Origin of the sequence: Ferrovibrio sp. (genome assembly GCF_025869515.1) — a bacterium.
Lineage (GTDB): Bacteria > Pseudomonadota > Alphaproteobacteria > Ferrovibrionales > Ferrovibrionaceae > Ferrovibrio.
On sequence record NZ_JAOZVR010000093.1, the window covers coordinates 101342 to 120133 of the forward strand.

Below are 18792 nucleotides of genomic sequence, written 5' to 3' on the forward strand. Positions count from 1 at the left end.
TGTCGGGCATCACAGTTGCGTTTCGCTTTTTGCATGGCACCTGCAACACCTGCGCATGCAGGCGCCGCGGTATTTACAGGAATTTTATACGCTGAGAATGCGACGTGTCTGCAGGGCGGCGTTTTCGACGCGAATACGATGCCACAGCAATGCGGCGTTGAGCAGGCTCCAGACCAGCGCCACCGGCCAGGCGCCGAAGGCAAGCGGCAGCACGGCGATCTCTGCCACCACCACGGTGTAATTGGGATGCCGCAGCCAGCGGAACGGGCCGCGCCTTACCAGTGGCGCATCATCCAGCGTGATGATGCGTGTGGTCCAGTAAGGGCCCAGAGTGGCCACCACCCAGATGCGCAGCAGCTGCAGCAGGGCAAACACACCGAGCAGGGACCAGTCGGGCTGCGTCTCTGCCGGCACGGTCAATGCCAGTGCTGCCAGCCACGAGGCATGCAGCAGCACGAAGAGTGGATAATGCCGGGCACCGATTTCGCGGCCGCCGCGCGCCAGCAGGCGCCGTGTGTTGCGTGCCGACCAGGCCAGCTCGGCCAGGCGCTGCAGGATCACGAAAGCCAGCACGGCGTGAAAAATCGTCATGGCAGGTCGATCACCTGCAATGCCGCGGTGAAGCCCGGGCCGAGCGCCGTCAGCAATTGCCGCCCGTGCAGGCCATCGGCCATGGCGGCTGCCAGCACGAACAGCACGGTGACGGATGACATATTGCCGTGCTCGCGCAGCACCGCGCGGGCATGCCGCATCGCGCCGGGCTCCAGGCCGAAACAGTCCTCCAGCGCATCGAGAACCTTGGCGCCGCCGGGATGGCAGAGATAGCCGTCGATTTCTTCTGCCGCAATGCCATGCGTGACGAAGAAGCGATCGATCACGGGCCGCAGGTCATGGCGTACCAGGTCCGGGATATTGCCGGAGAACACCACCTTCAGCCCGTCATCGGTGACATCCCATCCCATCACCCCCAGGCTGTCGGGCCAGGTATGTTCGGCAGCCGCCCCGAGCCGCGGCCGGCCGGCATAGAGGCTGCGGCAGCTGACCACGGCCGCCGCCGCACCATCGCCGAACAGGGCTGTCGCGACGATATTGCTTTTCGAACGGTCCTGCGCGCGGAAGGTCAGGCCGCAGAGTTCGACCGCCAGCAGCAGCACATGCGCTTCCGGCTGGGCTTTGGCCAGGGCTGCCGCGCGCGACAGGCCGAGTACGCCGCCGGCGCAGCCCAGGCCAAAAACCGGCAGGCGCTGCACATCGGGCCGCAGGCCGAGCCGACCGATCAGGCGCGCGTCCAGGCTCGGCGTGGCGATGCCGGACGAGCAGATGGTGATGACCATGTCGATCTCATCTGCCTGCAGGCCGGCGGCATCCAGCGCCCTGGTCGCGGCCTCCGCCAGCAGCGTTGTCGCATTGTCGAGGAACAGCGCATTGCGATCGCCGAATGTGTGCTTCTGGCTGTACCAGTCGATCGGCACGCAGGAATGCCGATGCTCGATCTCGGCATTGCGGTAGATCGGCGTCAGCCGCTGGAAATCCGCCACCATAGGCGCGAACAATTCACCGGCGCGGCGCGCCACTTCGTCCTGCGGCAGGCCGAAGCCAGGCACGGCGGTTGCCAGCGAAACCAGATATGGTGCCGGCTGCCGGGCGATACTGCTGTTCATGAGAGCTCCGATTGAGGGCACTCAGACTAACTCTGCTGCTGCTGCGCGGTTCCTCAAGCTTTGGTGATCACCCGGGGTTCGGCCGCGTCATTCCGCCGCGGCCTGCAGCGGGGGATAGTCAGTATAACCCTCGGCGCCGCCACCATACAGTGTAGCGCGGTTGAGCTGCGCCAGCGGCGAATCGCGGCGCAGGCGTTCCACCAGATCGGGGTTGCTGATGAAGGGGCGGCCGAAGGCGACCAGATCGGCGCGGCCGCTGGCAATCGCATTCTCGGCCATGGCGCGGTCATAGCCGTTGTTGGTGATCCAGGTGCCGCGAAAGCGGCTGCGCAGGGCGCCGTAATCGAAGGGCGCGCCATACTCGCGGTCGGCGCCGGTCGAGCCCTCGATGACATGAATATAGACGAGGCCGAGGCGGTCGAGCTGTTCGACCACATGATTGAACAGCGGTTGCGGATTGCTGTCGGCGGCATCGTTGGCCGGCGTCACCGGCGAGAGCCGGATGCCGGTGCGTGCGGCGCCGATCTCCTCCACGATGGCCTGGCTCGCCTCCAGCATCAGGCGGGCGCGGTTTTCGATGCTGCCGCCATAGGCATCCGTGCGCTGGTTGATGCCGTCGCGCAGGAACTGGTCGAGCAGGTAGCCGTTGGCGCCATGAATCTCGACGCCATCGAAACCGGCGGCAATCGCATTGGCCGCACCCTTGCGATAACCGGCGACAATGCCCGGCAGTTCATCGAGCCGCAGGGCGCGCGGTTCGGACACATCGGTGAAAGTGCCATTGACGAAGGTCTTGGTCTTGGCGCGGATCGCCGAGGGTGCGACCGGCGCCTGGCCGCCGGGCTGCAGCGACACATGGCTGACGCGGCCGACATGCCAGAGCTGCAGGAAGATGCGACCGCCTCTGGCATGCACGGCGTCGGTCACGCGCGTCCAGCCCGCAACCTGTTCGGCCGAATGGATGCCGGGCGTGTCCTGATAGCCCTGGCCTTCCGGCACTACCTGGGTCGCTTCGGCCACGATCAGGCCGGCGCTGGCGCGCTGCGCATAGTATTCCGCCATCAACGCGGTCGGCACATTGCCGGCACCGGCGCGGTTGCGGGTCAGCGGCGCCATCACGATGCGGTTGGACAGCGTGAGGTCGCCGAGGCGATAGGTATCGAACAGGCCGGTCATGTGGAATCCGTCGCGCGAGAGAGGAAGACAGGAGCCATACAGAAAGTGCGCACCGGCGAAAAAGCAAGCCTGACGCCGGCGGCAGGCCAATGGTTACATGGCGGTGACTTATGCGGCGGCATGCCGCGGCGGTGTCGCCGCGCTCTGCTGCTGCAGGTAGCTGTCGAAGGCGGCGCAGACCTGCCGCACCAGCGGTCGTCCTGTTTCGGCGATCTGCAGCCGGTAACCCTGTCGCGTCACCACGCCATGCTCTTCCAGCAGCGCCAGCCGCGGCAGATCGGCATCGAAAATACGCGGTGCCATGCCATGGCGGATCGCCAGATCGGCAAGGTTGACCTGCAGATGGCACATCAGCTGTTCGATCGCGGCGCGACGCAGGCGGTCTTCCATAGTCACGGCACGCATGCGGGCAACCGGCAGATGGCCGGCTTCCACCGCTGCACGCCACGGCGCAACGGCCGGGATGTTTTGCGCATAGCCCTGCGGCAGGGTGCTGATCGCCGAGGGGCCGAAGCCGAGCAGCATGTCGCCAGCCTCGGTGGTATAGCCCTGGAAATTGCGGTTCAACTGGCCGGCGGCGGCCTGCTGCGCCAGCGCATCCTGCGGCCGCGCGAAATGATCGAGGCCGACGCGGCAATAGCCGGCATCGATCAGCACCTCTGCGGCCGCCGCTTCCTGGGCGAAGCGTGCCGCGGTATCGGGCAGGGCGGCCGTATCGATGCGGGCCTGATGCGGTTTCATCCAGGGCACATGCGCATAGCCGAACAGCGCGATGCGGTCGGGCTGCAGGGCCAGGCTGGCGCGCACGGTCTCGATCACATTCTCCACCGTCTGGCCCGGCAGGCCGTAGATCAGGTCGAGGTTGATGGAGGGTATCCCGGCATCGCGCAGCGCGTCGGCGGTGCGCGCCACCATGTCGAGCGGCTGGTGCCGGTTGATCGCGGCCTGCACGGTTTCATCCAGGCTCTGCACACCGAGGCTGGCGCGGTTGATCCCAAGGGCTTTGAGGCCCGGCAGCAGCCCGGCATCGAAATGGCGCGGATCGAGCTCGATGGCGATCTCGGCATCCGGCGTGGCCCGGAAGCGGCGATACAGTTTATCGGCGACGCGCTGCAGCCCGTCGCTGCCCAGGATGCTGGGCGTGCCGCCGCCGAAATGCAGGCCGCTCATGCGCGGCTGCGCCGGCAGATACGGCATGGCGAGATCGATCTCGCGCAGCAGCAGACCGAGGAAACGTTCCAGCGTGCCGTCGCTTTTCAACACCTGCGTATTGCAGCCGCAGTACCAGCACATCTGGCGGCAGAAGGGCACATGCACATACAGGGCAAAGGCGCTGTCCGCCGGCAGGTCGCCGAGCCAGCCGCGCCAGATCCGGTCATCGGTGGCAGGCTGGAAATGCGGCGCCGTCGGGTAAGAGGTGTAGCGCGGTACCGGCCCGATACGGGCGGCCAGGGCAGCAAGCTGGGCGGAATCTATCATAACAGCAATAGAAGCATGCCAGGCTGACGGACGGCTTTGACCTGGCGCAATGCTGCCGATGGAAAAAGAACCAGACCAGTATGATATTGTAATGAAACGATTTTATGAATTGAGTGCAATTCTTGCGAGAATAACGATTGCCAAGAATTAACTACTGGGCAATGAACAACTGTTACTAGAGTTTTCTACCCAGAACTGTGTGAGCCTATTTCGGCATGAGCCTGATCGACATCGCCATCGCGACCATTCCGGGCATGATCCTGCTGCTGGCCATCGGCATCGGCGGCGATGCCCTGTCGCGCGTGGTGAAGACCATGGCGACCAATCGCTACGATCTGCCGCGGCTGACGGCGGCCACGGAGAGCGCCCGCCGGGTCTATCAGGAAGCGGCCGGACTGCTGGCGAACCGGAACAAGGACCTGCAGGCCGTGGAATCGCAGTATCTGGGTGTGTTCCGCGAGATACAGGCGCTGCGCAATGCCGAAGAGGCACTGCAGGATCCGCAGAACAATACCGTCTTCGAGATCGGCCGTCCGGCCGCGGATGCCAGCGGCTGGTATGTCCGTGTGCTGTTGCGCCGCAAGCACGGCATGTTCAATGGTCTGGGTACAATATCCAGCGGCAGCGAAGGCTATCGCATGGGGCGGCTGGTACTCTGGGGTGTCGATGGCGACACCGCGCGGCAGCTCTGCCGCCAGCGGTTCAACAAGGAAGCCTCGGTCCTGTCGATCATGCCCTTCCGCGGCAGACTGAAGCGCGCCGATGTTTGATTTCAACCTTGATGTGATGGCGCTGACCTACCTGCTGGTGCTGGCGGCGAATCTGGCGCTGATCCTGCTGATCGGCAATCTGACCTTCGAGCGTGCACGCGATGCCTGGTTCTCGGTCAGCAATCGTGCCGGTTCCCTGCAAGCCAATCTGACCCAGCTGCAGACCGCGACGGAGACCGCCGGGACGCAGACGGCAGAAACCGTCCAGAATATCGAGGCTGCGAAACAGAAGCTGGCCAATGCCGAGGTCGAGCTTGCGGCCTTGAAGAAACGCCATGAGGAAGAACCGCTGCCCTTCGTCTATTGTGTGACGCCGACGGAGAATTTCGATCCCGGCGGTGTGATCTGGGAATTCGTCGTCCATCACGACAGCGAAGGCCAGCAGGAAAGCGATCCACATCATCCGGCCCGGCAGTGGGCTGGTGGCCGGCGCTATCTGATTCAGGCGGCAACCCAGAAGGCGGCGCATCGCCAGCTCGAACGCCATGTACCGGAAGCGGTGGGCTTCCGCATCGCCCTGGTGAAGAACCATGGCGATGCGGGTTATGCCAAAGCCGGCTGATCTGCCATTTTATCCCCGGCCTGCTGCGCGGTTGCATGACGCCGGGATGACAATTGTCATGGGTTCCGCACACGCCGCCCGGCCTGTGACCGCGGTCACAGTCACAAACGCGTGGGGCATGGAATAAGTGGTGGGTCAGCGTCGAGGGATGACCCTCGTGTTCCCCAACTAGAGACCCCGGAGCCATGTGCCCCGGGGTTTTCTTTTTGCTGCGTCGCTGTTGCCGATCAGCCGACAGACTCAGCCACCAGATTCAGCCAAACGTGTCGGCGATGATGCCGGCATACCAGCCTTCAGTATGTTCGGCCTCGGACTTGCGCTGCGCCGCGTTCGCCTGTGCCGGCGAGACGCCGCCCGAGTTCGGCACTTCGGCCACGCCCTGCGGGCCGGGACGGTATGTTCCGGTGACCGAGATGCCGTAATCCGGCGTCACCAGGCTGTAGCAGGTATTATGAAACACCGTGGCCGGCGCCGCGGCGCCGCGCAGCGACGACACGACATTGGCCGCCACCACCTTGGCCTGGCTGTTGGCCGCGGTGCCGGATTTCGGCATCGCGCCGGCGATCGAGGCATCGCCCAGCACATAGACATCGCGCGCCTTGCGTGAGGCGAAGCTGGCCGGATCGATGGCGCACCAGCCATTGGCTTCTGCAAGTCCGGCATCGATGGCGATCCTGCCGGCGGTCTGCGGTGGGATCACGTTGATCACCGCGCCTTTCTCCTTGCCGAAGCCGCCGGTGATCGTCATGCCTTTGGGGTCGACGCTTTCCACCTTGCCGCCGTCCTTGCCGGCGATCCAGGTGATCATGCCGGGATACTGGCTTTCCCAGCCGGCCATGAACAGGCCCTGCTTGGAGAAGGCATCCTTGGCATCCAGCACCAGGATTTTCGACTTCGGCTTTTTGTTTTTCAGATACCAGGCGATCATGCTGACGCGTTCATACGGCCCGGGCGGGCAGCGGAACGGATTGGCCGGCGGTGCCACGATCACCGTACCGCCATCGGTCATCGCTTCCAGCTGCTTGCGCAGCAGCAGGGTCTGCGGCCCGGCCTTCCAGGCATGCGGCATCACGGTATTGGCGGCCTGTTCGCTCCAGCCGGGCACGCCGGCATAGTTCAGCTCGATGCCCGGTGCGACCACCAGGCGGTCGTAATTCACCTGGGTGCCATTCTTGAGGCGCACGCGTTTGGCTGTGGTATCCACGGCGCTCGCCTCACCGCGCAGGATTTTCACGCCATAGCGCTGCTGCAGAGGATCGCGGCGATGGGTGATATCCTCCAGCTGGCGAAAGCCGCCCAGCACGTAGTTCGAGAACGGACAGGTGATGTAGCTCGGATCGCGCTCGATCAGCGTCACCTCGGTATTGGGCGAGAACAGCCTGATGTAGCGCGCGGCCGTGGCGCCGCCGAAGCCGCCGCCGATCACGACGACACGGCCGGCTGCTGACTGGGCGCTGGCGAGATGGGGCAGGGCGAAGCTGCTGGCGGCAGCGGCGGCACCGGTGAGAATCTGGCGACGGGAAAAATGGGTCATGGCTCTGTCTCCCGCTCAGTTTTTCGACAGGTAGTCGGCCAGCGCCTTGAGCTGCGCATCGGAATAGCCGCGCGCAATCCGGCCCATGATCGTGTAGGGGCGCTTGTCGGTCTTGAAGTCGATCAGGGCGCCGTAGATCGCATTGGCATCGGCGCCATGGATCGGCGGCATGGTGGGTGAAATGTAGGAGCCGCTGCCATGGCAGACATTGCAGGTCTGTGCCGCCAGCGCGGTATCGTCCAGCACGGCGATGCGCTGCTGTGCCGAGACGGGTCCTGCCGCCAGCAGACAAGTGGCGGCCAGAGCATAAAACCGGATTCGCATGATGCGTCCCTCCCTCTCTTCTGGAAGGAGACTAGGCGCGCCGTCTTATTTTATCAAATCAATATGTTGTTGAATTCCATATACACATAAAAAGTGTTTTAATCCGCATGCGGCCGGTTCGCTTCGCCGCGCGCCGCCAGCAGGATGGCGCCGATGATCAGCCCGGCACCGACCAGCATTGTGCCGCTCAGGGCTTCATCATAGACCGCTACGCCGACGATCAGCGCGGTAACCAGCTCGCTGGCGCCGGCCACCGCCGTGCGTTCGGCGCCGGCGATCGGCGCGCCATAGAGCAGCAGGCCGAGCGCGAAGACCGTGCTGAGCAGGGCCAGCGCCACGGTCGCACCCCAGCCGGCCGGGCTGGCCGGTGCGACGATGCGGCCGTCGATGACGAGGCCCAGCACCAGCATGGCGATCAGCCCGCCGAGAAACACGCCGCCGAGCCGCACCGGGATCGCCATGCGGCTCAGCCGCCTGGCGGCGATATGCACGAACAGCGCATAGGCCGCCGGCGGCACGAAGGCCATGGCGATGCCGGTCATGTCGATGCTCTCTCCAAATCCTGCCGGCGCGAGAATCAGGATGGCGGCCAGCAGCACCAGCAGGGCAGCGACGGCATTCGGCCAGGTCAGCCTTTCGCGGAAGCCGAGCCAGCCGATCAGAATGGTGAACAGCGGATAGGTAAAGAGGATCAGCACCGTCAGCGCCACGGTCAGCCGCTGCAGCGCCAGGAAGTAGAACAGGTTGATGCCCATATAGCCGGCGCCGGCCAGGACCGCGACGAGAGTGTCGCGCCGTGCAGCCAGCAGGCGCGGCAGGAACGGCAGCAGGCAGAGGAAGGCGAAACCGAAGCGCCAGCTCAGCAGCGACAGCGGCGGCAATCCGTCGGCATAGGCGGTGCGGGCGAATAACGGCATCAGGCCGAAGCCGATGGCGCCGAAGGCGACCAGCGCCATGCCGGCGGCAGGAGTTCTCATCTGGCCCATTTTTACCGTCATGCCACGGCTTGGCCGTGGCATCCACGAGTTTTTATGCTTGCAGGTTGGCTCAGGCGGCGAAGCTCGCGGTGATCGGCGGCATGCCGGCGATCCATCCGGTCAGTGTCGTGCCCGGCTTGAAAAACCGCAGGCCGGTGAAGGACCCGGTGGTGACGATCTGGCCCGGCTGCACTCCGCCGCAGTGATCGCCGCAGGTCCGCACCAGATCGGCCAGAGCCGTGAACGGCGTGCCGCCGGGCAGTGTGGCGGGACCGGCGCAGAGTTCCGCGCCATCGGCCACCAGCCGCACCAGCGGCCGGTCGAAATCTTCTGCGCGCCAGTCGCTTTCGAATGGCGTGCCGTAAACCAGTCCGGCATTGATCTGGAAATCGGCCAGGCGCCAGAGCGGGCTCGCCGCCTGCGGATCGGCCAGTCGGCTGTCGACGATCTCGAAGACCGGCAGTGGCGTTACGGCATCGGCCAGCCGTTCCAGGAAATCCGGCGCATCGGCGGCCGGCAGCGTGGCATCGATGCGGAAACCGATCTCCAGTTCCAGGCCGCGCAGCCGTGCTTCGGCGGGTTGCCATACGGCCGGCGAGGGACGGATCGCGGCGGCGCGGATCGGTGCGCGCACGGCCGGCTGATCGGCAGCGGAACGTCCCACCTTCCAGCCGCCCACTGGTCCCAGTGCGGCCATCACGCCGGCCTGGATGGCATAGACGTCGTCGAGAGTCTCGGGGCCGGCCGTTGCATGCACCGCATCCACCAGCGGCCCGCCGCGCCTGGCCGCCAGCAGGCGGGAGATCACATCGGCTTGGCGCGGAGTGGCTGGGGACATCGCGGCGGCTACTTGGCGATGCCGCAGAAATCGCGCGCGGAAATCCACTCGCCGTGATGCGTGCAGCCCGCTTCGCCGAGCGCGACGAAAACCTCGGTGATGTCTTCCGGTTTCGGCAGGGTATTCGGGTCTTCGCCGGGGAAGGCTTCGGCGCGCATCCTCGATTGCGTGCCGCCCGGGTTGACCAGGTTCACCCTGATGTTGCCCTGCGCCACTTCCTTCGCATAGCCCAGCACCATGGCATCGAGCGCGGCCTTGGAGGCGGCATAGGCGCCCCAGTAGGCGCGGATGTCACGCGCCACGCTGGAGGTGACGAAGATCGCGCGGCCCGATGGCGAGGCATGCAGCAGCGGATGCACGGCGCGGATCAGGCGCTGGTTGGCATGCACGTTGAGCCTGAACACCTGTTCCCACAAGTCCGGCGGATACTGGTGCAGCGGCGTCATGCGGCCGAAGATGCCGGCATTGCCGACCACGATGTCGATCCGGCCGAAGCGTTCGTAGAGCGGCGCCGCCAGACCGTCGATCATCTCGGTCTTCAGCAGGTCCATCGGCACCAGCGTGGCCGAACCGCCGGCGGCACGGATTTCGTCGTCGAGTTCTTCCAGCCCGCCAGTGGTGCGGGCGACGCAGATCACATGCGCGCCCTCGGCGGCATAGCGTTTGGCAATCGCGGCACCGATGCCGCGGCTGGCGCCGGTGATCAGCGCGATGCGGTCTTTCAGACGCATGATAAGGCTCGCTTTCTGGAAGGCGGCGGTGCCACCCGACCGGGCTAAATAGCCCAAATGGCCGGCCCGGAGAAGCGCCGGGCCGCAGTCAGGGCTGGATGATTTGCCGCAAGGCCCCATTGCTGGCCATGCGGTCAAGGGCGGTATTGACCTCGGTCAGCGGCAGCCGGTGGGTGATCAGGCGGTCGACCGGCAGCAGGCCGCGCCGATACAGTGCCATGTAGCGCGGGATATCGCGCTGCGGGTTGCAGCTGCCGATATAGCTGCCGCGCAGGGTCTTGGCGCCGGTCACCAGGGCGGCGACATCCAGGCTGAACGGCGTTTTCGGGTCGATCAGGCCCACGGTCACCACCTGGCCGCCGCGCCGCACGGCATGATAGGCGGTCTGGAAGGCCCCCAGCGTGCCGGCGGTCTCGAACGCATGATCGGTACCGCCATGGGTGAGTTCGATCACCTGCGCGGCGCCGTTGCCGCCCTCGTCCAGTACTGTGTCGGTGGCACCGAGCTGGCGGGCGGTCTCCAGCCTCGCCGGATCGATATCGACCGCGACGATACGCTCTGCACCGGCCAGTTTCGCGCCCAGCAGGGCGCTGCTGCCGACGCCGCCGGCGCCGACGATGGTGACGCTGTCGCCGGGCCGCACAGCTGCCGTGTTCAGCACGGTGCCGGCGCCGCACATCACGGCGCAGCCGAACAGCGCGGCGATCTCCGGCGCGATGCCGTCGAGCACCGGCACCACGGATGCCTCGGAAACCACGGCATAGTCGGCGAAAGCGGACAGGCCCATATGATGATGCACCGGACTGTCGCCGCTGCGCAGCCGTGTGCCGCCGCCGAGCAGCCCGCCGCTGCGGTTGGCCTGCAGGCCGGGACTGCACAGATAGGCATCGCCGGATACGCAGCTGGGGCAGATGCCGCATTGCGGCTGGAAGACCAGCACGACGGCATCGCCGCGCTTCACCCGCGTTACACCCGGGCCGGTGTCTTCCACCACGCCGCTGGCCTCATGGCCCGGCACGATCGGCATCGGCCAGGCGCGGCGGCCATTCACCACCGAAAGATCGGAGCGGCACAGGCTGGCCGCCTGGATACGCACCAGCAATTCGCCCGCGCGCGGACCTTCGGTGCTGACCTCTTCGATGCGCAGCGGGCGCGACTGCGCATAGGGTTCCGGCAGGCCGGCTTCACGCAGCACCGCAGCCTTGAAATGCAATGGCATGGAATCCCCCGGATGATTTTTGCCGGGCGGTCTGCGCCGCCCTGTCTGCCGCCGTCTGGCTGTCGCCGTCGACTAGCCGGTTTCGGCGAGCAGGGTGAGCTGGCGCGGACCGCGGATACCGCGATTGACCTCGTCGGTCAGGCCGATCGGATAGTCGCCGGAGAAGCAGGCATCGCAGAAGGCCGGCTTCAGCGGATCGCGGGCCGGCTTGCCCATGGCGCGGTAGAGACCTTCCATGTTGAGGAAGGCCAGGCTGTCAGCCTTGATGAACTTGGCCATCTCGTCGACCGTATGGGTGGCGGCCAGCAGCTTGGAGCGTTCCGGCGTATCGACGCCGTAGAAGCAGCTATGCGTGGTCGGCGGCGAGGCGATGCGCATATGCACCTCCTTGGCGCCGGCATCGCGCACCATCTCGACGATCTTGGTAGAGGTGGTGCCGCGCACGATGGAATCGTCCACCAGGATCACCCGCTTGCCTTCGATATAGGCGCGGTTGGCATTGTGCTTCAGCTTGACGCCGAGATGGCGAATCTGGTCGGTCGGCTCGATGAAAGTGCGGCCGACATAATGATTGCGGATGATGCCGAGCTCGAAGGGGATGCCGCTTTCGGCCGCATAACCGATGGCGGCCGGCACGCCGCTGTCGGGCACCGGGATCACCACATCGGCATCGACCGGATTGGCGCGCGCCAGTTCGGCGCCGATCCGCTTGCGCGATTCGTAAACGCTGAGCCCCTCGACCTGCGAATCCGGCCGGGCGAAATAGATGTATTCGAAGATGCAGAAGCGGCGCTGTACCGGCGGGAATGGATGCAGCGAATGAATCCCCTCGGCATCGATCACGATCAGTTCGCCGGGCTCCACGTCGCGCACGAAATCGGCGCCCAGGATATCCAGTGCGCAGGTCTCGGAGGCCAGGATCGGGCAGCCCTTCAGGTTGCCCAGCACCAGCGGGCGCACGCCCCAGGGATCGCGCACGCCGATCAGCTTCTTTGGCGTCAGACAGACCAGCGCATAGGCGCCTTCGACCTGCTTCAGCGCATCGACGATGCGGTCGACCACGGTGGTCTTGCGGCTCAGCGCCACCAGATGGGTGATCACTTCGGTGTCCATGGTGGACTGGAAGATGCTGCCCTTGGCCACCAGTTCGTCGCGGATATGGCGGGCATTGGTCAGGTTGCCGTTATGTGCCAGCGCGATGCCGCCGAGTTCGAGATCGGCATAGATCGGCTGTACGTTGCGCAGCAGGGTGCCGCCCGAGGTGGAGTAGCGCACATGGCCGATAGCGCTGTCGCCGGGCAGCTCGCGGATCACTTTCTCGGAGGAGAAGTTCGGCGCCACATGGCCGAGCGCGCGATGGCTGTTAAAGCGGCCGTCGTTATAGGCGACGATGCCGGCAGCCTCCTGGCCGCGATGCTGCAGGGCATGCAGGCCGAGCACCGTATTGGCGGCTGCATCGGAGGTGCCGTAAATGCCGAAGATGCCGCATTCCTCATGCAGCTTGTCGTCATCGAAGGGGTTCGTCTGCATGTTTAACGGCTCCATCGCCACGAGGCCTGCTGGGGTATGTCCGTGGCTTGCGGCGGCTTCAAGGTTTGTCCTGCGTGCGGATCAGACTCTCGATGCCCTGGCGTTCCTCGGTCTTATAGCCGGTTTGGCCGCGCGAGTCAGTGCCGCCTCCCGGATTTGTAAGGGTCTGCACCGGTACCGACTGCGATCCGGTGGTCTTGCGCTCCGGTGCCCGAGTCGGATCGATCTGGCGCAGGATCATTTCGGCGCCCCAGGTATAGCCCAGTACCGCCAGCGGCCGGGTCCGCGCCTCGGCCAGCCAGGCCGGCTGGGTTTGTACCGGTATCAGCCGGTCGACGATCCACCAGGCAACCACCACGATCAGCGCACCCCGGGCCAGGCCGAACAGGAAGCCCAGAGAACGGTCGACGGCGGATACCGCCGACGCCCGCCGGACCTGCTCGGAAATCCAGTGAGTCAAGATCGAACACAGAATCAGGGTCGGCAGGAAGAGGGCGATGCCAGCCGCGATATCCGCGAAAATCCGTGACTCGATATAGGTGCGGGCAATGTCCCGGGCAAGGGGGAAGAAGAAGTAGGTCACCGCCAGCGCCGCTACCCAGCCCAGGATCGACAGCACTTCCTTCACAAAGCCGCGGAACAGCGCCAGCAAAGCCGACAGCAGCAGGACGACAATGACGATCAGGTCGACAATGTTGATCGGCAGCGACGACATTGGCTCAGCCCCTATTCATCGTCGCCGGTCCAACTGCCGCGACTGGCATTGGCCCGCTTGGCAGCCGCCCGGGCGGCAGGGAAGAGTTCGACCAGTTCGTTCAGCCGCATCAGCTCGCTCGTCCCGATATCCTTGACCTTGCTCTTGGTCCCGGCCGGCATGACGGCATGGGTGAATCCAAGCTTGGCCGCCTCTTTCAGCCGCGACTCCGACTGGCTGACCGGCCGGACTTCGCCAGCCAGGCTGACTTCGCCGAAGAACACCGTGCGCTCGGGCGCCGGCGTATCGGCGAGCGCCGAGAGCAGGGCGGCGGCGACGGCCAGATCGGCAGCCGGCTCGACGACCCGGAGGCCACCGGCGACGTTGAGATAGACGTCGCAGCCCGAGTAACGCAAGCCGCATCTGGCGTCCAGCACGGCCAGCACCATGGCCAGGCGACCGGAATCCCAGCCGACCACGGTGCGGCGTGGTGTCGCAAGCGGCGAGGGGGCGACCAAAGCCTGGATTTCGACCAGCAGGGGACGCGTGCCTTCCATACCCGCGAAGATGGCGGAACCGGCCACCGGTTCGCCCTTACCGGCTTCCGAGCGGCCGAGGAACAGTGCCGAGGGATTGGACACCTCGGCCAGGCCGCCATCGGTCATGCTGAAAACGCCGATCTCGTCGGTGGCGCCGAAGCGGTTTTTCACGGCGCGCAGGATGCGGAACTGGTGGCCGCGCTCGCCCTCGAAATACAGCACCGTATCGACCATATGCTCGACCACGCGCGGGCCGGCGATCTGGCCGTCCTTGGTGACATGTCCGACCAGGAACACGGCGGCATTCGACTGTTTGGCGACACGGATCAGTTCATGGGCGCAGGCGCGCACCTGGTTCACCGTGCCCGGCGCGCTGTCGATATTGTCGGCAAAGATGGTCTGGATCGAGTCGATCACGATCACGGCCGGCCCGCCCTTGGCCTGCGTCATCGCCACATCGATGCCGGCCAGGATATCGCGCAGGGAATTGGCTGCCGAAAGCATGACCGGCGCATCGGCAAGGCCCAGTCGCTGGGCCCGCAGGCCGATCTGCGCCACGGCTTCTTCGCCCGAGACATACAGCGCCGTGGTGCCTCGCCGCGCCCATTGCGCCACCGCCTGCAACAGGATGGTGGATTTGCCGATACCGGGATCGCCGCCGATCAGGATGGCTGAACCCGGCACCAGGCCGCCGCCCAGCACGCGGTCGAATTCGTTGATGCCGCTGATGGTGCGCACCACCTGGTCGGGCTGCGCGCTTAAGCTGGCGAAATTGATCGCCTTGCCCTTGCCGGCCGACAGGCCCTTGGGCACGGCGACTTTGGGGGCTTCCTCGAGAATGGTGTTCCAGCCGCCGCAGGCATCGCAGCGGCCCTGCCATTTGCGGTAGGCGGCACCGCAGGTCTGGCAGACGAAGGACTCTGTAACCTTGGCCATTAGGGCTTCAGCACTTCCATCTTGATCGGACCCTCGGCCCGACCGTGGATGAACTGGTCGACATAGGCATTGCCGGAATTGTCGACCTGGGCGGCAGTGCCGTGCCAGATGATCTTGCCCTTGTAGATCATTGCGACATAGTCGGCGATCTTGCGAGCGCTCGACATGTCGTGGGTGATGCTCAGCGTGGTGGCGCCGAGTTTCTGCACGCAGGATTTGATCAGGTCGTTGATCACATCGGCCATGATCGGATCGAGGCCGGTGGTCGGTTCGTCGAAGAAGATGATTTCCGGTTCGGCGGCGATCGCGCGCGCCAGCGCCACGCGCTTCTGCATGCCGCCCGAGAGTTCCGACGGCGATAGCTCGCCGACCTCGGGGCCGAGGCCGACCTGGCCCATCTTGTCCAGCGCGATATCCTTGGCCTCTTTGCGCGGCATGTTGCGGCCCTGGATCAGGCCGAATGCCACATTTTCCCAGACCTTGAGGGAGTCGAACAGCGCCGAGCCCTGGAACAGCATGCCGAACTTGCGCAGGGCCTGCTCGCGCTGATCGGCATTGAATTTCATCGAATCCTGACCGTCGATCAGGATTTCGCCGCTATCGGGGCGGATCAGGCCGAGTACACATTTCAGCATCACCGATTTGCCGGTGCCCGAGCCGCCGATCACCACCAGCGACTTGCCGCGCGGCACCTCGAGCGTAAGCCCGTCCAGCACCACCTTCTTGCCGAAGCGCTTGTGCACGTCCCGCAGGACTATCTTGTTCGGATCGTCGCTCATTTGCCCGAGAAGAACAGTTCGGTGACGAAATAGTTGGTGACCAGAATCAGGATGGAGGCCGAGACCACCGCATCGGTGGTCGCCTTGCCCACGCCCTGTGCGCCGCCCTTGGAATGGAAGCCGTGGTAGCAGCCCATCAGGGCGATCACGAAACCGAACACCGCCGCCTTCACCAGGCCGGAGACGACGTCGATCGTCTCCAGGAAGTCGATGGTGTTCTTCATATATGAGCCAGCATTGAAGCCGAGCTTGTGGGTGGCGATCAGATAGCCGCCCATCACGCCGATGATATCGGCCACCAGCACCAGCGCCGGCAGCGTCAGGGTGGCGGCCAGCAGGCGCGGCGCCACCAGGTATTTGAACGGATTGGTCGAGAGCGTGGTCAGCGCGTCGATCTGCTCGGTCACGCGCATGGTGCCGATTTCGGCCGCCATGGCCGAAGCAACGCGGCCGGCCACCATCAGGCCGCCCAGCACCGGGCCGAGTTCGCGGGTGATGCCGAGCACCACGATGCTGGCTACGGCGCTTTCGGCATTGAAGCGGCCGGCGCCGATGAAAATCTGCAGCGCCAGCACCATGCCGGTGAACAGCGCGGTAAGGCCGACCACCGGCAGCGAGAAGTAGCCGATGCTCATCATCTGCTTGATCAGCAGGCGCAGGTAGAAGGGCGGCGCAAAGATGTGCCGCAGGCCATGGAAGGTGAAGACAGTCACGCGCCCGATGGCGACCAGGAAGTCGAGGAAGACGCGGCCGATGATGGCGAGCGGATTCATGCCCGGTCTTCCATGTCTCTGGTCTTGTAGATGCGGCGATAGCGCTTGCCCAGCTGGGTCAGCAGTTCATAGCCGATGGTGCCGGCCTGGGCGGCCTGTTCGTCGAGGTCGATGCCGCCGCCGAGCAGGCTGACGGGCGTGCCGGGCGGGCAGTCTTCCGGCCTCAGCGCGGAGACATCCAGCGTGATCAGATCCATCGAGACCCGCCCCGCGATCGGTACTCGCACATGCCCCTGGCGACCTTTGATGATGGCGCTGCCGCGACCGGACAGCGCACGAGACAATCCGTCGGCGTAACCGACCGCCATGGTGGCGATTTGAGTCGGTTTTTCAACGATATAGCCGGCACCGTAGCCAACGGTCATGCCCCTGTCAACGGAACGGACCTGCAGGATTTTGCCTTGCAGGTGAACCACTTCCGCCATCTTGCCGGTTTCGTGCCGGGGTCCGGCCGAAGGGGCCAGCGGGTTGGCGCCGTAAAGCGCGATTCCCGGCCGCAGGATGTCGTGGTGCCAGTCGGTGCCAAGGAAGATGCCGGCCGAATTGGCCAGGCTGCCTTTCAGATTTGCAAAGCGCTGGCGCCAGGCGGCGAAGCGGTCGGCCTGCTGCTTGTTCAGCGGATGGTCCGGCTCGTCGGCGCAGGCCAGATGCGTCATCACGAATTCGAGTGCGATGCCATCCAGCCTGCCCGGATCGGCGGCCACGGCATCGGCCTCGGCATCGGTCAGGCCCAGCCGGTTCATGCCGGTATCGATATGCAGAGCGGCCGGCAGGCGGCGGTCGAGCCGTTTCGCCAGTGCCGACCAGGCCGCGATCTGCCCGGGCGTAGAGAGGACCGGCGTCAGATTGGCGGCAGCCAGCTCGGCTTCGCCGCCGGCGGTCGGACCATGCAGGATATGAATCACGGTCTGCGGATCGGGCAGGGCCTGGCGCAGGGCCAGGGCTTCCTCCGAATGGGCGACGAAAAAGCGGCGGCAGCCGGCGGTTTGCAAGGCTTTGCCGACCTTTGCAGCGCCAAGCCCGTAGCCGTCGGCCTTCACCACGGCGGCACATTCGGCCTGCGGTGCCATGGCGCCCAGCCGGCGCCAGTTGGCAACCAGCGCGTCGAGATCGATGTGGAGAATCGCCTGGTCGCCGGAGGTGAAGGTCATGGCCGCTGTTTAGCCCAGCCGCCGCCAAAGCGACAGGGTTAAATCCCGCCTGCGCTCTTGCCGTTACAGGGGGCGCAGGCGAAACTGTCCGGATTGGGGGGCGGGCCACGGAAGAGGGCGACGTCGCAGAAGGTGCAGCCGGCGGCACAGACGCCGTCCTGCATGTGTATCGCCCAGGGAAAAGTCATGTCCGCCCCGCCAGAGTCCCAGCCATCTTCCGGTCTTGCCGCCGGTCTTTTCGCCAATCCCTACCTGCTGCTGGTGCTCACCACCGCCATGTGGGGCGGCCATTCGGTGGTCAGCCGCCTGGCCGTGGGCGAGATTTCGCCAGCCTCGCTGACCTGCCTGCGCTGGCTGATCGTCGCCAGTATCATGTTCTCGGTCAGCGGCCGCGGCCTGCGCGAGCACTGGCCGGTGCTCAAGCCGCGCCTGGGCTATCTCGTGCTCATGGGGACCATGGGTTACACCGCCTATAACACCTTGCTCTACTGGTCAGCGCATACCACCACCGCCATCAACATCGGCATCATCAACGCGGCGATGCCGGCGATGATCTTCATCGGCGCATTGATGGTCTTCGGCCAGCCCGTGCGTCTGCTGCAATGGATCGGCATGCTGGTTTCGATGATCGGCGTGGTGGTGACGGCGGCAAAGGGCGATTTCGCCACCCTGCTGTCGCTCACCATCAACCGCGGCGATATCCTGATCCTGATCGCCACCGTGCTGTATGCCGGCTACTCGGTGCTCTTGCGCAACCGGCCGCTGGTGCCCAGCCTGGTCTTCTTCGCGGCGCTGGCGCCGGCCGCCGCTATCTCATCGATCATCCTGCTCGGCGCCGAGATCGTGGCCGGCGAATTCTTCCTGCCCAGCTGGAAGGGCTGGCTGGTGCTGCTCTACGTCGCGATCTTCCCGTCGCTGCTGTCGCAGATTTTCTTCATCCGCGCCGTCGAACTGATCGGGGCAGGGCGGGCCGGCCTGTTCACCAACCTGATGCCGCTGTTCAGCACCGCTTTCGCCATGCTGATCCTGGGCGAGGAACTGGCGCTGTATCACGTGGTGGCGCTGGTGCTCGTGCTCGGCGGCATCCTGCTGGCGGAGTGGAAACGCCCGTAGCAGGCC

19 protein-coding genes are annotated in these 18792 nt (G+C 65.3%); 3 read left to right on the forward strand and 16 right to left on the reverse strand.

Annotated features, from left to right (window positions below):
- Positions 1-84: 84 nt before the first annotated feature.
- From OJJ21_RS15910 to hemN, 4 genes are all read right to left on the reverse strand, one after another.
- The gene (locus OJJ21_RS15910) at positions 85-591 is read right to left on the reverse strand and encodes an isoprenylcysteine carboxylmethyltransferase family protein (protein ID WP_297687653.1); all 507 of its coding nucleotides are present in this window, start codon (positions 589-591) and stop codon (positions 85-87) included.
- Complete coding sequence (locus OJJ21_RS15915) at positions 588-1661, reverse strand: 3-oxoacyl-[acyl-carrier-protein] synthase III C-terminal domain-containing protein (protein ID WP_297687655.1); 1074 nt, start codon at positions 1659-1661, stop codon at positions 588-590. The genes OJJ21_RS15910 and OJJ21_RS15915 overlap by 4 nt, the downstream gene beginning before the upstream one ends.
- Before the next feature lie 87 nt (positions 1662-1748).
- Positions 1749-2837, reverse strand: coding sequence for an alkene reductase (locus tag OJJ21_RS15920; RefSeq protein WP_297687656.1), 1089 nt, complete (start codon positions 2835-2837; stop codon positions 1749-1751).
- Positions 2838-2945: 108 nt separating this feature from the next.
- A complete protein-coding gene (gene hemN, locus OJJ21_RS15925) occupies positions 2946-4316 on the reverse strand; it encodes an oxygen-independent coproporphyrinogen III oxidase (RefSeq protein WP_297687658.1) in 1371 nt (456 codons plus the stop codon).
- Between the two features lie 215 nt (positions 4317-4531).
- On the opposite strand from hemN, the gene OJJ21_RS15930 reads away from it, so the two are divergent.
- A complete protein-coding gene (locus OJJ21_RS15930) occupies positions 4532-5086 on the forward strand; it encodes a hypothetical protein (RefSeq protein ID WP_297687660.1) in 555 nt (184 codons plus the stop codon).
- Positions 5079-5648 carry a hypothetical protein gene (locus OJJ21_RS15935; protein ID WP_297687661.1) on the forward strand — a complete coding sequence of 190 codons (570 nt, stop codon included), beginning with the start codon at positions 5079-5081 and terminating at the stop codon, positions 5646-5648. Before OJJ21_RS15930 ends, OJJ21_RS15935 begins: the two co-directional genes overlap by 8 nt.
- Before the next feature lie 253 nt (positions 5649-5901).
- On the opposite strand, the gene OJJ21_RS15940 is transcribed toward OJJ21_RS15935, so the two are convergent.
- The 12 genes from OJJ21_RS15940 to alr form a co-directional block, all read right to left on the reverse strand.
- Positions 5902-7182, reverse strand: a complete 1281-nt coding sequence (locus OJJ21_RS15940; protein ID WP_297687663.1) for an NAD(P)/FAD-dependent oxidoreductase — start codon at positions 7180-7182, stop codon at positions 5902-5904.
- A gap of 15 nt (positions 7183-7197) precedes the next feature.
- Complete coding sequence (locus tag OJJ21_RS15945) at positions 7198-7506, reverse strand: hypothetical protein (RefSeq protein WP_297687665.1); 309 nt, start codon at positions 7504-7506, stop codon at positions 7198-7200.
- A 98-nt stretch (positions 7507-7604) separates the two neighbouring features.
- Complete coding sequence (locus tag OJJ21_RS15950) at positions 7605-8483, reverse strand: DMT family transporter (protein ID WP_297687667.1); 879 nt, start codon at positions 8481-8483, stop codon at positions 7605-7607.
- 70 nt (positions 8484-8553) lie between these two features.
- A complete protein-coding gene (locus OJJ21_RS15955; protein ID WP_297687669.1) occupies positions 8554-9321 on the reverse strand; it encodes a hypothetical protein in 768 nt (255 codons plus the stop codon).
- An 8-nt stretch (positions 9322-9329) separates the two neighbouring features.
- A complete protein-coding gene (locus tag OJJ21_RS15960; RefSeq protein WP_297687672.1) occupies positions 9330-10052 on the reverse strand; it encodes an SDR family NAD(P)-dependent oxidoreductase in 723 nt (240 codons plus the stop codon).
- Positions 10053-10140: 88 nt separating this feature from the next.
- Positions 10141-11271: a zinc-binding dehydrogenase gene (locus OJJ21_RS15965; protein ID WP_297687673.1), complete on the reverse strand. Its 1131-nt coding sequence runs from the start codon at positions 11269-11271 to the stop codon at positions 10141-10143.
- A 72-nt stretch (positions 11272-11343) separates the two neighbouring features.
- Positions 11344-12801, reverse strand: a complete 1458-nt coding sequence (gene purF / locus OJJ21_RS15970; protein ID WP_297687675.1) for an amidophosphoribosyltransferase — start codon at positions 12799-12801, stop codon at positions 11344-11346.
- A 58-nt stretch (positions 12802-12859) separates the two neighbouring features.
- Entirely contained in the window at positions 12860-13516 is a 657-nt protein-coding gene (locus OJJ21_RS15975) for a CvpA family protein (protein ID WP_297687677.1), read from the reverse strand.
- An 11-nt stretch (positions 13517-13527) separates the two neighbouring features.
- Positions 13528-14970: a DNA repair protein RadA gene (radA, locus tag OJJ21_RS15980; protein ID WP_297687679.1), complete on the reverse strand. Its 1443-nt coding sequence runs from the start codon at positions 14968-14970 to the stop codon at positions 13528-13530.
- Positions 14970-15749, reverse strand: coding sequence for an ABC transporter ATP-binding protein (locus OJJ21_RS15985; RefSeq protein ID WP_297687681.1), 780 nt, complete (start codon positions 15747-15749; stop codon positions 14970-14972). Before OJJ21_RS15985 ends, radA begins: the two co-directional genes overlap by 1 nt.
- Positions 15746-16522: an ABC transporter permease gene (locus OJJ21_RS15990; protein ID WP_297687682.1), complete on the reverse strand. Its 777-nt coding sequence runs from the start codon at positions 16520-16522 to the stop codon at positions 15746-15748. Before OJJ21_RS15990 ends, OJJ21_RS15985 begins: the two co-directional genes overlap by 4 nt.
- Positions 16519-17673 (reverse strand): alanine racemase, encoded by a 1155-nt coding sequence (gene alr, locus OJJ21_RS15995; protein WP_297687684.1) that lies wholly within the window; start codon positions 17671-17673, stop codon positions 16519-16521. Before alr ends, OJJ21_RS15990 begins: the two co-directional genes overlap by 4 nt.
- A gap of 186 nt (positions 17674-17859) precedes the next feature.
- On the opposite strand from alr, the gene OJJ21_RS16000 reads away from it, so the two are divergent.
- The gene (locus OJJ21_RS16000; protein ID WP_297687686.1) at positions 17860-18786 is read left to right on the forward strand and encodes a DMT family transporter; all 927 of its coding nucleotides are present in this window, start codon (positions 17860-17862) and stop codon (positions 18784-18786) included.
- Positions 18787-18792 lie beyond the last annotated feature (6 nt).

Bases quoted from the DNA above. Each gene is read 5' to 3' on its own strand.
- OJJ21_RS15910 (WP_297687653.1), bottom strand. From the start codon at position 591: ATGACGATTTTTCACGCCGTGCTGGCTTTCGTGATCCTGCAGCGCCTG.
- OJJ21_RS15915 (WP_297687655.1), bottom strand. From the start codon at position 1,661: ATGAACAGCAGTATCGCCCGGCAGCCGGCACCATATCTGGTTTCGCTG.
- OJJ21_RS15920 (WP_297687656.1), bottom strand. From the start codon at position 2,837: ATGACCGGCCTGTTCGATACCTATCGCCTCGGCGACCTCACGCTGTCC.
- hemN (WP_297687658.1), bottom strand. From the start codon at position 4,316: ATGATAGATTCCGCCCAGCTTGCTGCCCTGGCCGCCCGTATCGGGCCG.
- OJJ21_RS15930 (WP_297687660.1), top strand. From the start codon at position 4,532: ATGAGCCTGATCGACATCGCCATCGCGACCATTCCGGGCATGATCCTG.
- OJJ21_RS15935 (WP_297687661.1), top strand. From the start codon at position 5,079: ATGTTTGATTTCAACCTTGATGTGATGGCGCTGACCTACCTGCTGGTG.
- OJJ21_RS15940 (WP_297687663.1), bottom strand. From the start codon at position 7,182: ATGACCCATTTTTCCCGTCGCCAGATTCTCACCGGTGCCGCCGCTGCC.
- OJJ21_RS15945 (WP_297687665.1), bottom strand. From the start codon at position 7,506: ATGCGAATCCGGTTTTATGCTCTGGCCGCCACTTGTCTGCTGGCGGCA.
- OJJ21_RS15950 (WP_297687667.1), bottom strand. From the start codon at position 8,483: ATGAGAACTCCTGCCGCCGGCATGGCGCTGGTCGCCTTCGGCGCCATC.
- OJJ21_RS15955 (WP_297687669.1), bottom strand. From the start codon at position 9,321: ATGTCCCCAGCCACTCCGCGCCAAGCCGATGTGATCTCCCGCCTGCTG.
- OJJ21_RS15960 (WP_297687672.1), bottom strand. From the start codon at position 10,052: ATGCGTCTGAAAGACCGCATCGCGCTGATCACCGGCGCCAGCCGCGGC.
- OJJ21_RS15965 (WP_297687673.1), bottom strand. From the start codon at position 11,271: ATGCCATTGCATTTCAAGGCTGCGGTGCTGCGTGAAGCCGGCCTGCCG.
- purF (WP_297687675.1), bottom strand. From the start codon at position 12,801: ATGCAGACGAACCCCTTCGATGACGACAAGCTGCATGAGGAATGCGGC.
- OJJ21_RS15975 (WP_297687677.1), bottom strand. From the start codon at position 13,516: ATGTCGTCGCTGCCGATCAACATTGTCGACCTGATCGTCATTGTCGTC.
- radA (WP_297687679.1), bottom strand. From the start codon at position 14,970: ATGGCCAAGGTTACAGAGTCCTTCGTCTGCCAGACCTGCGGTGCCGCC.
- OJJ21_RS15985 (WP_297687681.1), bottom strand. From the start codon at position 15,749: ATGAGCGACGATCCGAACAAGATAGTCCTGCGGGACGTGCACAAGCGC.
- OJJ21_RS15990 (WP_297687682.1), bottom strand. From the start codon at position 16,522: ATGAATCCGCTCGCCATCATCGGCCGCGTCTTCCTCGACTTCCTGGTC.
- alr (WP_297687684.1), bottom strand. From the start codon at position 17,673: ATGACCTTCACCTCCGGCGACCAGGCGATTCTCCACATCGATCTCGAC.
- OJJ21_RS16000 (WP_297687686.1), top strand. From the start codon at position 17,860: ATGTCCGCCCCGCCAGAGTCCCAGCCATCTTCCGGTCTTGCCGCCGGT.